General features: G+C 61.9%; 12 protein-coding genes. 3 read left to right on the forward strand and 9 right to left on the reverse strand.

What is annotated here, in order from left to right:
• Nucleotide 1 precedes the first annotated feature (1 nt).
• The 7 genes from QMO80_RS04255 to QMO80_RS04285 all read right to left on the reverse strand — a co-directional run bounded on the left by QMO80_RS04255 (nucleotide 2) and on the right by QMO80_RS04285 (nucleotide 8,326).
• Complete coding sequence (locus QMO80_RS04255; protein WP_283197393.1) at nucleotides 2–940, reverse strand: carbohydrate ABC transporter permease; 939 nt, start codon at nucleotides 938–940, stop codon at nucleotides 2–4.
• Nucleotides 937–1,890: a carbohydrate ABC transporter permease gene (locus QMO80_RS04260; protein ID WP_283199024.1), complete on the reverse strand. Its 954-nt coding sequence runs from the start codon at nucleotides 1,888–1,890 to the stop codon at nucleotides 937–939. The genes QMO80_RS04255 and QMO80_RS04260 overlap by 4 nt, the downstream gene beginning before the upstream one ends.
• Before the next feature lie 101 nt (nucleotides 1,891–1,991).
• Complete coding sequence (locus QMO80_RS04265) at nucleotides 1,992–3,254, reverse strand: ABC transporter substrate-binding protein (protein ID WP_283199025.1); 1,263 nt, start codon at nucleotides 3,252–3,254, stop codon at nucleotides 1,992–1,994.
• 87 nt (nucleotides 3,255–3,341) lie between these two features.
• Nucleotides 3,342–4,862 (reverse strand): aldehyde dehydrogenase family protein, encoded by a 1,521-nt coding sequence (locus QMO80_RS04270; RefSeq protein ID WP_283199026.1) that lies wholly within the window; start codon nucleotides 4,860–4,862, stop codon nucleotides 3,342–3,344.
• Nucleotides 4,862–5,641, reverse strand: a complete 780-nt coding sequence (locus tag QMO80_RS04275; protein ID WP_283199027.1) for an enoyl-CoA hydratase/isomerase family protein — start codon at nucleotides 5,639–5,641, stop codon at nucleotides 4,862–4,864. The genes QMO80_RS04270 and QMO80_RS04275 overlap by 1 nt, the downstream gene beginning before the upstream one ends.
• Nucleotides 5,634–7,247, reverse strand: coding sequence for an acyl CoA:acetate/3-ketoacid CoA transferase (locus tag QMO80_RS04280; RefSeq protein ID WP_283200107.1), 1,614 nt, complete (start codon nucleotides 7,245–7,247; stop codon nucleotides 5,634–5,636). Before QMO80_RS04280 ends, QMO80_RS04275 begins: the two co-directional genes overlap by 8 nt.
• A 5-nt stretch (nucleotides 7,248–7,252) precedes the next feature.
• Nucleotides 7,253–8,326 (reverse strand): LacI family DNA-binding transcriptional regulator, encoded by a 1,074-nt coding sequence (locus QMO80_RS04285; protein WP_283199028.1) that lies wholly within the window; start codon nucleotides 8,324–8,326, stop codon nucleotides 7,253–7,255.
• A gap of 423 nt (nucleotides 8,327–8,749) precedes the next feature.
• Here QMO80_RS04285 and lepB point away from each other — a divergent pair, with 423 nt between their 5' ends.
• From lepB to QMO80_RS04300, 3 genes are all read left to right on the forward strand, one after another.
• A complete protein-coding gene (gene lepB / locus QMO80_RS04290) occupies nucleotides 8,750–9,610 on the forward strand; it encodes a signal peptidase I (RefSeq protein WP_283199029.1) in 861 nt (286 codons plus the stop codon).
• A gap of 101 nt (nucleotides 9,611–9,711) precedes the next feature.
• Nucleotides 9,712–11,247, forward strand: coding sequence for a PAS-domain containing protein (locus tag QMO80_RS04295; RefSeq protein ID WP_283200108.1), 1,536 nt, complete (start codon nucleotides 9,712–9,714; stop codon nucleotides 11,245–11,247).
• A gap of 63 nt (nucleotides 11,248–11,310) precedes the next feature.
• Entirely contained in the window at nucleotides 11,311–11,934 is a 624-nt protein-coding gene (locus QMO80_RS04300) for a carboxymuconolactone decarboxylase family protein (protein ID WP_283199030.1), read from the forward strand.
• A gap of 54 nt (nucleotides 11,935–11,988) precedes the next feature.
• Here QMO80_RS04300 and QMO80_RS04305 read toward each other — a convergent pair whose 3' ends face one another.
• Nucleotides 11,989–12,963, reverse strand: a complete 975-nt coding sequence (locus QMO80_RS04305; protein ID WP_283200109.1) for an alpha/beta hydrolase — start codon at nucleotides 12,961–12,963, stop codon at nucleotides 11,989–11,991.
• A 292-nt stretch (nucleotides 12,964–13,255) separates the two neighbouring features.
• A complete protein-coding gene (locus tag QMO80_RS04310; RefSeq protein WP_283199031.1) occupies nucleotides 13,256–14,203 on the reverse strand; it encodes an alpha/beta fold hydrolase in 948 nt (315 codons plus the stop codon).
• Nucleotides 14,204–14,316 lie beyond the last annotated feature (113 nt).

A 14,316-nucleotide genomic window follows, 5' to 3' on the forward strand; every position in this document is an offset into this window, starting at 1 on the left:
CTTACCCTTTGACTGCGCCCGCCATCAGACCGCGCACGAAGTAGCGGCCGGCGAGGATATAGACGATGAGCGTCGGAACGGCCGCGATCATCGCCGCCGCCATGTTGACATTGTATTCGACCACCCCGGTCGAGGTGTTGACGACATTGTTGAGCGCCACCGTCATCGGCATGGAGTCACCGGTGCCGGCATAGGCCGAGGCAAACAGGAAGTCGTTCCAGATATTGGTGAACTGGTAGATCACCGTGACGACGATGATCGGCAGCGAATTCGGCAGCATGATGCGGCGGAAGATCTGGAAGAAGCTGGCGCCGTCGACCTGGGCGGCCCTCACCAGCTCGGTCGGAAAGGCCTCGTAGAAATTGCGGAAGAACAGCGTGGTGAAGCCCAAGCCATAGACGACATGGACGAAGACCAGGTTGACGGTCGAATTGCCGAAGCCGAAGTTCCAGCCGGTGGCGTTCTGCAGCGTCACCCCGAAGCGGCCGAGCGAGCCGAGGATGGTCGCCATCGGCAGAAGCACCGACTGGAACGGGATGAAGCAGGCAAACAGCATCAGCCCGAACACCAGCGTATGGCCGGGGAAGCGCCATTTGGTCAGGATATAACCGTTCAGCGCCCCCATGATGGTGGAGATGGCCACCGCCGGCACCACCATCTTGATCGAGTTCCAGAAGTAGCCCTTGATGCCGGCGCAGGTCAGCCCGACACAGGTCTCGCCCCAGGCCTTGATCCAGGGATCGAAGGTCGGCGCCTCAGGCAGCGCCAGCATGTTGCCGCCCTGGATCTCGTCCATCGTCTTGAACGAGGTCACGAGCATGACGAAGAGCGGCATCAGGTAGAGGATGGCGAAGATCACCAGCAGGCCGTAGATGACCAGCCGGCCGAGAAAGCGGGTGTTGTTGCCGGAAGCGGCCGAAGAGGAAGCCGAGATGCTCATCGCGCCTTCTCCTTCAGTTCGGAATAGAGATAGGGCACGATGATCGCCGAGATGGTCATCAGCATGATGATGGCGCTGGCCGAGCCGACGGCCATCTCGTTGCGCTTGAAGGTGTATTCATACATGAAGTTGGACGGCAGCCAGGCCGAGCCGCCCGGCCCGCCCGAGGTCAGCGCCACGACAAGGTCGTAGGACTTGATCGCCATATGGGCGAGCACGATGAAGGCGGAGAGAAAGATCGGCCGCAAGAGCGGAATGACGATGCGGCGATAAAGCTGGAAGGGCGAAGCGCCGTCGATCTGCGCCGCCTTCATGATCTCGCCGTCGATGCCGCGAAGGCCTGCCAGGAACATCGCCATGACGAAGCCCGACGCCTGCCAGACACCGGCAATGACGACGGTGTAGATGACGAAGTCCTTGTTCTTGATCCAGTCGAAGTGGAAGCTCGTCCAGCCGAAGTGGTGCAGCGTCTGTTCGAGCCCGAGGCCGGGATCGAGGAACCATTTCCACGCAACGCCTGTCACGATGAAGGAGAGCGCCATCGGATAGAGGAAGATCGGCCTGAGCAACCCCTCGCCGCGGATCTTCTGGTCGAGCAGGATGGCCAGCAGCAGGCCGAGCGCCAGGCAGATGCCGACATAGAGAAAGCCGAAGATCGCCATGTTGGTGATCGAGGTGTACCAGGAGGACGGCGGGTCGCTCTCGAAGGTCCAGCGCCACAGCCGCTGATAGGCGCGTGGCCCCGTCAGCGCATAAGACGGAAAGGTCTTGGAATTGGTGAACGACAGATAGGCCGTCCAGACGATGAAGCCGTAGACGAAGATGAGGGTGATGACGAAGCTCGGCGCCAGCACGATCTTCGGCAGCGCATCCTGCAGCCGGCCCCTGAGCGAGATCGGCGTCGCTTGGCCGGGGGTCAGAACCGGATCGGTTGTGGCAACTGTGCTCATGGATATCCTCTCCCTTCCCGCAGGATCGCTCGGCATTTATCGCTGCGGAGCCTGAAGCTTCCCCGCGAGACAAGCGGGGAAGCATTTGTCATCGACGACCCTTAGCGGGCGTCGTCGATTGCCTGGACGAGCTGCTTGACGGCTTCGTCGGAGCTCTTGATCTGGCCGTGGACGAACTTCGAGACGACGTCCTTATAGGCATTGGCGATGGCCGGCGGGGCGCCATAGCCCTGCGCCAGCGAGCCGAACAGCGTGCCGCCCTCGTTGGCCGCCTTCAGGTCGGCTATGCCCTTCTTGCCGCAGGCGTCGAAGTCGGTGTCGGGAACGTCGGTGCGGGCCGGCACCGACCCCTTGACGACGTTGAAGGCCGACTGGAAGCTCTTCGACAGCGTCGCCGTTGCGAGAGCGACCTGCGCCGCCTTGCGGTCGTCGGGGACGTTGAACATGCCGAACATGTCGGAGTTGTAGATGACGCTGCCGTCGGTGCCGGGGAAGCGGTAGCACAGGAAGTCGGTGTCCGGCGTCTTCTTGGCGGCGACGAATTCGCCCTTGGCCCAGTCGCCCATCACCTGCACCAGCGCATCACCCTTGATGACCATGGCGGTCGCGAGATTCCAGTCGCGGCCGGAGAAGTTCGGATCGACGTATTGGACGATCTTCGCCAGATTGTCGAAGGACGTCTTCATCGTGTCCGACTTCAGCGCCTCTTCATCCAGATCGTTGAAGGCCTTCTTGTAGAATTCCGGGCCGCCGGTCGACAGCACGATGGAATCGAACATCGTCGCTTCCTGCCAGTTCTGGCCGCCGAGCGCCAAGGGGATGACGCCGGCAGCCTTGGCCTTGTCGAGCAGGGCGATCAGGTCGTCGAAGCTCTTCGGCTCAGTGCCGCCGATCTTGTCCATCACCGCCTTGTTGATCCACAGCCAGTTGACCGAGTGGACGTTGACGGGGGCTGCGACCCACTTGCCGTCATAGACGGAGAACTTCTGCAGTGCGGCCGGCACCGACTTGTCCCAGCCTTCCTTCTTGGCCGTCTCGGTCAGGTCGCCCATGACGCCGGCCTGGGCATAATCCAGCACGGTATAACCCAGCATCTGCGAGGCCGTCGGATAAGTGCCCGCCGCCACCATCGCCTTCAGCGCCGTCATCGCCGCATCACCGCCGCCGCCGGCAACCGGAACGTCCTTCCAGGCAAAACCTTCCTTCGACAGATCCTGCTTCAAAACGTTCAGCGCCGCCGCCTCACCGCCTGACGTCCACCAGTGCAGCATCTGCACTTCCTTAACGTCGGCGGCGCGGGCAGAGACATGCGCGCCGGCCAGAGCCAATGCGATCACGGCAGTCGTGGTCAAAAACCTATTCATCGAAGAACCTCCCAGTTCCTTCTTTGGAAGATGCGGGACCATTCCCGCATCGATCACCCGCCCTCCCCGGGCGTAGTTCCTTGCCAGCTAGGCCAGCTTTTCCGTCTGCGGCATCCACCAGCCGGTGCGCTTGCCGATATGCATGTTGAGCGTCTTGGTCTCCGTGTAGTCCTCGACCGCATGGCGGCCGAGTTCGCGGCCGAGGCCGCTCTGCTTGTAGCCGCCGAAGGGAAGCTCCGAGGCGCCGTCCATGAAGGTGTTCATCCAGACCGTGCCCGCCCGCACCGACCGGCCGATCGTCAGGCAGGTGTCGAAATCGCGGCTCCAGACACCGGCCGACAGGCCGTAATCGATGAAATTGGCGATGCTGACCGCTTCGGCAGTCGTCTCGAATGTCAGGACCGACAGAACAGGACCAAAGACTTCCTCACGCGCCACCGCCATATCGGGGGTGACCGCTTCGAGGATCGTCGGCGCCATGAACTGCCCCATGCCGAGGTCGAGCGTCTCGCCGCCATGGGCGACGCGGGCGCCGCTGCTCCTGGCACCGGTGACATAGCCTGAGATCTTCTCCAGATGCTGCGGCGTGATGATCGCGCCGACCTGCGTCGAGGGATCGAGGGGATCGCCGACCTTCACGCCCTTCGACAGCTCGGCAACCCGCCTGACGACGTCTGAGGCGATCGACTTGTGAAGGATCAGCCGCGAGCCGGCGTTGCAGCACTCGCCGGCATTGAAATAGGCGCCGAAGACCGCGGCATCGATGAAGGCATCGAGGTCGGCATCGGGGAAGACGATCTGCGGGTTCTTGCCGCCGAGTTCCAGCGAGACCTTCTTCAGCGTCTGCGCCGCATTCGTCATCGTCAGTTTTCCGACACCGGTCGAGCCGGTGAAGGAGACCATGTCGACGTCTGGATGAGACGTCATGACCGCGCCGACCTCAGGTCCCGTGCCGGTGACAATATTGACGACACCATCCGGAATGCCCGCCTGCTGCAGAATTTCGCCCAAGACGAGCGTCGATCCCGACGTCAGCTCGGAAGGCTTGACGACGGTCGTGCAGCCTGCTGCGAGCGCGAAGGGCAGCTTCTGGCCGACGATGAGGAACGGGAAATTCCAGGGCGTGATAATCGACACCACGCCGATCGCTTCGCGCAGGACGACGCCGAGCGTACCGGCGCCGAGCGTGTTGTAGCTTTCACCGTGGAGGTCGCGTGCGAGAGCCGCCGCATAACGCCAGATGTCGACCGAGCCGGCAATTTCGCCCCGTACCTGGGTGATGGGCTTGCCCGCCTCGATGGCATCGAGAAATGCCAGTTCCTCTGCACGTGCGGCGATCAGATCGGCAGCCTTGAGCAGGATGGCGGAGCGTTCGGACGCGGTCATGCGCGGCCACCGCCCCTCGTCGAAGGCCTTGCGTGCCGCAGCAATGGCGCGCTCGGCGTCGGTCCTGCTGCCGGCTGGGAAGCGGCTGACCACGACACCATGGCTCGGCGCGACGCGCTCGATCGGATCGGAGGCGCCGGCCTCCCATTTGCCGTCGATCAGCATCTTGAAATCACGCGCCTTGTGGTCGCTGAGCGCCGTGGGGTTGACGAGGACCGTCATTACCATTCTCCCTTGAACGTTGCCGGGCGCTTCTCGCTGAATGATGCGACGCCCTCTTTCAGATCGCCGGTCTTCGCGGCGAGGATAGAGCCCAGGGCTTCGACCGCGGTTCCGTTGTCTTCGCCATTCGCCGATGCGATCATCAACTTGGCGATCTCGATGGCCGCCGGCCCTCTTGCCGCAATCCGCCCGGCATATTGCCTGGCGGCGGCGACCGAGTTTCCTGTCGGAACGACCGCGTCGACGATGCCCAGCAGGCAGGCTTCCTCGGCGCTGAAGATCTCGCCGCCGAGCGCCATACGGCGGACGGCCTGCGCGCCGAACCGACGCACGAGACGCTGGGTGCCGGACCAGCCCGGCACCATTCCAAGGCCGGTCTCCGGCAGGCCGATCTTGATGTGTTCTTCGGCGATGCGAATGTCGGCAACACCCGCCAGTTCCAGCCCGCCGCCAAGCGCGTGGCCGTTCAGCGCCGCGACCAGCGGCACCCGGAGCGTCGCCAGTCTTTCGAAGATGCGGTGACCGTGCCTTACCCAGGCATGGCCGAACTCCTGCGGCAGCATTCCGCCCCAGGCTTTGATATCACCCCCGGCGGAAAAACCCTTTCCTTCACCCGTCAGAATAGCGGCGCGCACATCCGCATTCGCCTCCACCGCGTCGGCAGCCTCCGCCAATGCCTTCAGCATGTCGAGATCCAGCGCGTTCAGCTTCTCCGGACGCGAGATCGTCAGCGTCGCAACATGCCCGTCGACATCAACTCTGACAGTTCCGCTAGCCATGGAACGTACCCTCCAGCACCCGCGCCTTCTTGATCGGGAGCGACAGGCCGATGCCGGCCTCGCCGAAAAGTGCCGCATCCATGACCTTCAGATCGGGTGCGACGATCAGCGGAAACTCGGACTGATCGAGAATCTGGGACTGCAGATCGACGCCAGGCGCAATCTCGGTGAGGACGATGCCATCGGAGGTCAGCTTCATCACGCACCGCTCGGTGACATAGATGATATCCTGCTCCTGTTCGATCGCCCGCCTGCCGCTGAAGGTGACGTGTTCGACCTCGTTGACGAGCTTCTTCAGCTTGCCTTCTTTTTCGATGACCAGAGCCCCGTCGGCGATCGAAAGCTTCGCCCCGGCGTTGAACATGCCTGAAAAAACAATCTTCTTTGCCCGCGCCGTGATGTCGACGAAGCCGCCGGCGCCGGCCGTCACATGCGGGCGGAAGGAGAGTTTGGAGACGTTGACCGACCCGTCCTTGCCGATCTCGAGGAAGGAGAGCAGCGACGCATCGAAGCCAGCGCCCTGAAAGTAAGTGAACTGATAGGGGGATGGCATATAGGCGTCGGCATTGGAGGCGCAGCCGAAGGCGAAATCGAGCAGCGGCACGCCGCCGACCGCGCCTTGCTCGATCACCCAGGTGACGGCGCCGTGGAGCCCCTCCTCCAGCAGAATGCGCGGTACATTGGCCGAAATTCCGAAGCCGAGATTGACGCAGCTTCCCGCCTGCAGCTCCTGCGCGACACGGCGCGCGATCACCTTCTGAACATTGAACTCCGGAACGTGGAAGCTGTCGAGCGGGCGGAAGATCTCACCCGAAATCGCCGGATCATACCCAGTCTGCGTTGTCTGCTTCTGATCGGGATCGACGACGATATAGTCGACCAGCATTCCCGGCACTCGGACGTCATGCGGCTTCAAAGAGCCTTCCTTGGTGATCCGCTTGACCTGGGCGATGACGATGCCGCCGTTGTTGCGGGCGGCGAGCGCCTGATCGAGACCGCCGAGATAGGCGCCCTCATGTTCGTATGTCAGGTTGCCGCGCTCATCAGCGGTGGTGGCGCGGATGATGGCGACCTGAGGGACGATCGAGGGGAAGAACAGCCAGTCGTCGCCCTCGAAGCTGACGCGCTTGACCACCTGCTGCTCCGAAGCCAGCTCGTTCATCGCGCAGCCCTGCCGCCGGGGGTCGACGAATGTGTCGACGCCGATCTTGGTCAGCACGCCCGGCCGCTTGGCGGCGGCTTCGCGATGGATGTCGAACAGGATGCCAGAGGGAATGTTGTAGGCCGGGATCTCGTTGTTGGTGATCATCTGCCAGATCAGCGGCGGCTCGGACGATGACGGTCCCGACGGGTAGGAGCCGCCGATGATACGTTTCAGCAGGCCCTTCCTGGCAATATGGTCGATGCCCTTAATACCGCTCATGTCGCCGGCAGCGATCGGATGAAGGGTTGTCAAATCACGGGGATGGCCGGTCGCCTCGAAACGCTCGCCGATCGCCTTCAGCATGAGGTCCGGGCAACCGAGACCGCTCGAAGACGATACCGTCACGACGGCGCCATCCGGGATCAGCGCCGCCGCTTCGGCCGGGGTGAGATGCTTCTTCATGGGCATTACTCAGCGTCCTGTTTTGATTTTACGCTCTTGCCGGTCTTCGACGGCGGGGCCCTGCCGGCGCCGCAGCTTTCGCGAACGACCAGCCGAACGGCCGTCGTCACCGTCTCCGCTTCGGCCTTGCCCGCATTGATCTGCTTGAGCAGCATCTGCGCGCCGCGACGCCCGATGCCCTGCGGGTCGACCGAGACCGTCGTCAGCGCCGGGACCGCTGCCTGGGCCTCGATGACATCGTCGAAGCCCACCACGGCGAAGTCGGCACCCGGCTCCAGCCGGCGCGCGCGCAACCCGTCGCAAACGCCGAACGCCACCGCATCGTTGAAGCAGACGGCCGCGGTCGGCCGGCGGCCGAGCGCAATCGCTTTTCCGATCGCCTCTACCCCGCCGGCCCGCGACGGAGCGGACGCGATGATGAGTTCTTCGTGATAGTCGAGCCCGGCTGCCTCAACGCCGCTTCGGTAGCCGGCAAGCCTGTCGTCGAAGACGGCGGTGTCCGGAAAGCCGCCGAGAAAAGCGATGCGCTTGTGACCGAGGCCCGCCAGATGCTTGACCGCGGACATCATGCCGGCCTGGTTGTCGGAAACGATCGACGAGACCTTGGCGCCGGGCAGGTTTCGAACGACGACCACGACCGGAATCCCAGCTGCAACGAGCGGCTTGAAATCCGCGGCATCGGTGGCGCGGGCCGGCGAGACGATGAGACCGGAAATGCCGTGCTCACGCATCGATGCGACAACCTCACGCTGCCGGTCGATGCTCTCGCCGGTGTTCGACAGGAACTGCACGAAGCCGGCCGACTGAACGACCATATCGACGCCGACCGCCAACTCCGCAAAGAAGCTGTTCGTCAGATCGTTGACGACAACTCCGACAATCTTCGATTTCGCACCGGCTTGGCGAAGATTGGCGGCGCCGCGATTATAGACATAGCCGAGTTCGCGCATCACGGCATTGACCTTGGAGCGCGTGCCCTCATTGACCAGAGAGGAGCCCTGCAGCACCAGCGACACCGTCGACTTGGAGACGCCGGCGGCCTTCGCGATATCAATGACGGTTACCCGCGCCTTTGTCATTTCCCTCTCCGACAACGTCGATTTCTGGATCAATATTTGGAACGTTCCAATTATGTCAAGAGAGATTTGCATACCCGCCATTCAATCCCACATTTTCCGCGAGTTTCTCGGCGACCTACGCAGCAATGAAGCGCTTATAAAATTGGAACGTTCTAAATTTGAGCCGAGATCAAGGGACATCTCCCGATATTCTCGGGCAAGAGAGAGCTACATTTTTCTGCGGTAGAACACGGTCAATCCAGGGCTGGTATTTTTCAGGACATCGACTACAAGTCGAAATGAGGCGCCAATCAAAGAGTGATCGTGACCTGAGTATATTCGCCAAACCTATTGAGATATTTTATGCAAATTTTTAGAGCTTTTCGCGCTCGTCGTCCCATTTGCGCAGCGACGTTGGGCCTTCTATTCGGCCCGGATTTGGTCATGGCTTATCTCGGGCGCGGCTGGAATGCCATCGCTTACTCTATCGGCGGCGTCGGCATCCTGATCGGTCAACTCTGGTTGTCTGGCGCTCCTTCGACCGCTGCTTTTGGGTATTTGCTGATCTTTGCCTGGCATCTGATCGGCCTGCTGCATGGCTATCGCACGGCAAAGAGGATGCCAGCAGAGACCATGTTTCCTTGGTACTCGCGGTGGTATAGTCTTTTTCTGATCTTTTTGGTCGCACCCTTGGCCTTGGCGATGCTGCTTCGAAGTCTGCTCTTTCAGCCATTCACGATACCGGCGAGTTCCATGCTGCCTAACTTGCGGAGCGGCGACTACATGTTCGCGCAAAAATATGTCTATGGATACAGCCGCTATTCTTTCCCATACGGGCTTGGACCGCGGCATCGTATATTTGGACATGGGCCGGAGCGAGGCGATGTCGTCATGTTTCGCCAGCCGACGGACCCGCGGATCGATTTCGTGAAACGCGTCGTCGGCCTGCCGGGTGACCGCATTCAGATGAAATCCGGTATTCTCTACTTGAACGGTACCGCAGTCGAGCGCGAGCCGGCGGGTGATTTGACGTATCAATCAGTGACGGTGCATGCCTTTAAAGAGACGCTGCCATCTGGCCGCAGCTATATGATCGTTGAGCAAGTGGACAACTCTCGTGGCGACAACACCCGGGAATTCACTGTCCCCGACGGGCATTATTTCGTGCTGGGCGACAATCGCGACAACAGCCTGGATAGCCGCTTCGATATGGGCTTCGTCCCAGATGACAACATCTATGCGAAGGCAGCGATCGTGCTTTTCAATTCCGAGGATAAATCACGGCAGACCTCGTGGATCCAATAGGCTTGAGTGAGGACGTCGGATCGATAGCCATTAGCGAAACTTTATCGTTTCTGACGAATGCTACGGATACGTGCAACGTGCCAGATCTGAAGCAGGGCCGGATGATGCCACACTCGTTTGAATCCATTCTGGAGAACCTGCCGCAAGGCATCGTTCTCCTTGATCCTGCCGATAGGGTGACTGCGTTCAACTCCCGCACGCTGGATATTCTCGGGCTGCCGGCTGGAGCCATCGGCAGAGGAATGAAAATCGACGGATTGCCGGGCACCGCCGATTGCCGCGCAGCCGCATGCCGGCAGTCGACGACCGGCAGGCCGCACACCTCTCAGTTTGCGCTGTCCGACGGACGGATGGTTTCATTGACCTGCGCCCCATCGAAAGAGGGAGGCTGGATCCTCAGCTATGAAGACATCTCGACCCTGATCCGCGTCGAAGACAGTCTCACCGAACAACATCACCGGTTCGACGCGGCGCTCCGCAACATGCCGCATGGGCTGTGCATGTTCGATTCGACGAAGAAGCTGATCCTGTGCAACCCCTCCTACGCACGGATGTACAATCTGCCGGTTTCACTGACGCAGCCCGGGACGCCGCTTGTCGATATCCTGGCCTATCGCAGCCGCGAGGGAAATGGTCCGGCCGACACCGCGACCTATTTCGATGTGGTGTTCGAAGCGACGGCGCGCGGCGCGGTGGCCAGCCAGAATATCGTGCTCTCCGACGGCCGCGTCATCAAAATCACCCACAATCCGATGCAGAACGGTGGATACGTCGCCACCCACGAAGACGTCACCAAAACAGTGCGGCTGACGGAAGAGCTGCGCCGGCACCACGATCAGCTCGAAACGACGGTGCAGAGCCGCACGGCCGAGGTCGAGCGGCAGGCGCGGGAACTCGAGCGAATGCTTGCGCAGGAGCGGAACATCAACGAATTGCAGCGGCAGTTCGTGGCAATGGCCTCCCATGAATTCCGCACCCCGCTCGCCATCATCGACGCTGCCGCCCAGCGGCTGCTGCGCAAAAGAGGAGCAGTCGAGCCCGAATTCTTAAGCGACAAGGTCGATCAGATCCGCGCATCGGTGAACCGGATAGTCGATCTCATGGAGAGCATCCTTTCGGCCGGGCGCCTCGACACCGGCAAGATCGATATCAGCTACGATGCCTGCGCCTTGCGATCATTGATAAGAAGCTGTTGCGAGCGGCAGTCGACGATCGCCAAGACGCACAGCTTCGTGTTGGATATCGACGGGCTGCCGGAGTTCATCGATGCCGATCCCCGAACTTTAGCGCAGGTCTTTACCAACCTGCTGTCCAATGCCGTCAAATACGCGCCCGGAACCTCCGAAATTCGTGTCACGGCATGGCAGGAGACCGGAAACGTCAAAGTTTCGATCAGCGATGACGGGGTGGGGATCGATCCCGAAGACGTGCCCCGGCTGTTCCAGCGCTATTTTCGTGCCGGAACGTCGACCGGAATTGCCGGGACGGGCATCGGCCTCAACCTGGTGAAGCAGATCGTCGAACTGCATGACGGCTCGATCGACGTTCGAAGCGCAAGAGGATGCGGCTCGACATTCACCGTAACCCTTCCGATCGAGCGGGCTGGTCACGCTTCTGCGAGCAGTGACGCTGCCTGATTTTTCAGGATTGCTGTCCCGCATATCTACCCTATCCTTCTCGCTATAGAGGAGGACCATGCCATGGCTTTCATTCACACCCCCAATGCATCCGCCAGCGAGAAGACGACGTCGATGTATGCGTCGGCCGAGGCGAATTATGGTTATCTGCCGAACATGTACCGTGCCTTCGGACACCGGCCGGAGGTGATGGAGAACTGGGCAGCGCTGCTTTCGAGCATTCGCGGACATATGAGCCTCAGGCGCTATGAGCTGGTGACGCTGGCGGCGGCCAAGGAGCTGAAATCCTCCTATTGCATGCTGGCGCACGGCTCGGTGCTGCTGCGCGAGGGTTTTACCAGCGACGGGCTGACGGCCGTCGTCAACGAGACGGAGAAAGCGCCGATCGATGCCGGCGAACGGGCAATCATGGCCTTTGCCGCCAAGGTGGCGCGCGACGCGACGTCGGTCACCCAGCAGGATATAGACGGGCTGAAGAAACACGGGCTGAGTGACGCCGAGGTCTTCGACGTCACGGCCGCGGCAGCGGCCCGGTGTTTCTTCTCGAAAATGCTGGATGCGCTGGGCGCCGCACCCGACCACGCCTATATCGAGCGGCTGGAGCCGAATATCAGAAAGGCGCTCAGCGTCGGCCGGGAAGTCGAACGGCCTCTGGCGCCGTCACCGTCGCGCGGCACATCGCAATGATGCGGATCCCGAGGACGTGAGCTCCCTGCCCCGCAGCCCTACTCCTGCGGGCCTCTATTCTTCCGGCTTGTCGGCAAAATGCCGGATCGCAAACTCGGCGATATTCTGGCTCGACCGATCGGCATCGTCGAGCAGCGAGGGAAACAGCTGCCACTGATGCGGCATGCCGGGCCAGATCTCGGTGGTGACGTCCACGCCCGCCTGGCGCGCCTTGTCGGCGAGCCGCAGCGTATCGTCGAGCAGGACCTCGCCGGAACCGACCTGCAGCAGCAGCGGCGGAAAACCGGTCATATCGGCGTAAAGCGGCGATACCTGGGGATCGGTCGGCGAGCGGCTGCCGAGATAGGCCTTGCGCAAGGTCTCGATCGAGGCGCTTCCGACCAGCGGATCGCTATCGGCATTCGATGTCATCGATCCACCGGTCGCGGCGAGATCGGTGATGGGGCTGAGCGCAATGACGGCCGCCGGCAGCGGCTTTGCCGCCTGCCTCTGCCGCAGCACAGCCTCGAGCGCGATATTGCCGCCGGCGCCGTCTCCCGCCACAACGACATTCTCGGCGCGGTAACCGTTGTCGAGAAGCCAGCGATAGGCCGTCAGCGCGTCGTTGATCTGGGCGGGATAGGTATATTCGGGCATCAGCCGATACTCGATCAGAAGCACGTCGCTGGATGCGGCCTTGGCGAGCGAGCCGGCAAGCAGGCTGTGCGTGCGGATCGAGCCGCCGGAAAAGCCGCCGCCGTGAATATAGAGGATCACCCTCTGGCCGATCGGGTGATGAAGACGCGCGGGCCACATCAGTTCGGCATCGACGCCGTCGGCATCGACCTGCCGGACCTGGATGCGGGTCGGCCCCGGCGTCGTTTCCATCAGCGTCCGGAAGGCTGTGCGCCGCTGCTGCAGGCCATCGGCGCCGGCAAAATGATCCTTCCAGAGGCCGACGAGTTTTTCGACCTGCTCGCGCGAGGCTTGGCTTTGCGGTCCAATGTCCTTGCCGACCGCCGCCGGGGCCAACAGCATCAGCGCGGCCAATGCCGGCAGCAGACCGCCGAGCCGCTTTGAGGCGCTTCGATTGGCATTTGGCAAAATCCGACCGTTCATCGACCTCTCCCAATGATGCTGGCCATGGCGGCCATCGCAGCATCATTGGCCAGTTCGCGCACAGGAGTCAAAAGGGTGAAGGATGTGAATCCTGCGCTTTTCACTCGGCTCTCATCGCGTCGATGACCGCCTTGAAGCCCACCGATATGGCGGATTTCGGGATGCGGCGGCATCATGATGACGGCGGGAGCCAAAGCAGCCGGAAGAAACCCGGCCGCTTCGCTTATTTTCCGATTTGCTCGGCCCAGGTCGGCGCCTTGCCGCCGCCGTCGAGGAAAGTCGTTGCCACATTGGCCATGAGCGGCGAAGCGAAGGTCTCGTAGTGGGTGAGATCGGGCAGGATCGCCAGCCGGTTCTTCGACATGTTCTCCCGCATCCAGCCGGCGTCGCGCAGGCCGCCGCCGAGCTTGTGGTAGAAATCGACCATATGCTCGGGGCGGATCATGTCGGCATCGCCATAGATCAGCATCACCGGCATGGTGAGCTTGGCGACGGCATCGCCATAATCCTTGGGTTCGCGCATCAGCGCACCCATGGCGTCGAGCAGCTTCGGAAATTCGGAAACGTCGGGCGCCACCGCCTTGTAGGAGAGGAACATCGGCGTGTCCTTCATCATCTCCGCCATGCCGGCGCCGACGGCGGCCTGCTGCGGCAGCATCTCCGGGAAGAAGCCGTTCTGCGCATAGGGCGCCGACAGGATCACCAGCCGGCGCACCTGGTCAGGCGCGTTGGCCGCCATGTTCAGCGCCACGCCGCCGCCGAAGGAATAGCCGAAGACGTCGAGCCTGTCGTAACCGAGCTGCTTCACCAGGATCGCAAGATCGGCGCCGATTGCCGCAAGCTCGATCGGCCGATTGCCGAGGGGCGTGCGGCCATGCCCCTGCAGGTCGACGGCGATCACCTGGCGGTGATCCGTGAAGATGGGCATGACAGGCTCGAACATCTCGATCTGCCCGAGGCCGCCGTGAAGCAGCAGCAGTGGCTCGCCCTCGCCGCGGATCTCGTAATAATAATCGATGCCGTTGACCGGCAGACTTCCCTTCCTGACGATCGGCGCAATGGCCTTGTCATCCTCGATAACTGGCGCAGCGCCGCCCGCGGCCGAGATATCCGGCGCGGCCAGGAAGGCAGCGGCCGTTGCGATCATCGAAATCAGCGTCATCTTCGACATGTCCTGCTCCATCTGTGCATCGATACCGCAAGGACGGTGGCGGTCATCGTTTTCCGACACTGTGCATCGAAATTTCTGATACCGGCCTCTTATGCCTTTCCTATATTTTGGCC

The organism is Rhizobium sp. BT03 (genome assembly GCF_030053155.1).
In the GTDB taxonomy this organism is placed as follows: Bacteria; Pseudomonadota; Alphaproteobacteria; order Rhizobiales; family Rhizobiaceae; genus Rhizobium.

Bases quoted from the DNA above. Each gene is read 5' to 3' on its own strand.
- QMO80_RS04265 (WP_283199025.1), bottom strand. From the start codon at position 3,254: ATGAATAGGTTTTTGACCACGACTGCCGTGATCGCATTGGCTCTGGCC.
- lepB (WP_283199029.1), top strand. From the start codon at position 8,750: ATGGCTTATCTCGGGCGCGGCTGGAATGCCATCGCTTACTCTATCGGC.
- QMO80_RS04280 (WP_283200107.1), bottom strand. From the start codon at position 7,247: ATGAAGAAGCATCTCACCCCGGCCGAAGCGGCGGCGCTGATCCCGGAT.
- QMO80_RS04310 (WP_283199031.1), bottom strand. From the start codon at position 14,203: ATGTCGAAGATGACGCTGATTTCGATGATCGCAACGGCCGCTGCCTTC.
- QMO80_RS04295 (WP_283200108.1), top strand. From the start codon at position 9,712: ATGATGCCACACTCGTTTGAATCCATTCTGGAGAACCTGCCGCAAGGC.
- QMO80_RS04300 (WP_283199030.1), top strand. From the start codon at position 11,311: ATGGCTTTCATTCACACCCCCAATGCATCCGCCAGCGAGAAGACGACG.
- QMO80_RS04275 (WP_283199027.1), bottom strand. From the start codon at position 5,641: ATGGCTAGCGGAACTGTCAGAGTTGATGTCGACGGGCATGTTGCGACG.
- QMO80_RS04270 (WP_283199026.1), bottom strand. From the start codon at position 4,862: ATGACGGTCCTCGTCAACCCCACGGCGCTCAGCGACCACAAGGCGCGT.
- QMO80_RS04285 (WP_283199028.1), bottom strand. From the start codon at position 8,326: ATGACAAAGGCGCGGGTAACCGTCATTGATATCGCGAAGGCCGCCGGC.
- QMO80_RS04260 (WP_283199024.1), bottom strand. From the start codon at position 1,890: ATGAGCACAGTTGCCACAACCGATCCGGTTCTGACCCCCGGCCAAGCG.
- QMO80_RS04255 (WP_283197393.1), bottom strand. From the start codon at position 940: ATGAGCATCTCGGCTTCCTCTTCGGCCGCTTCCGGCAACAACACCCGC.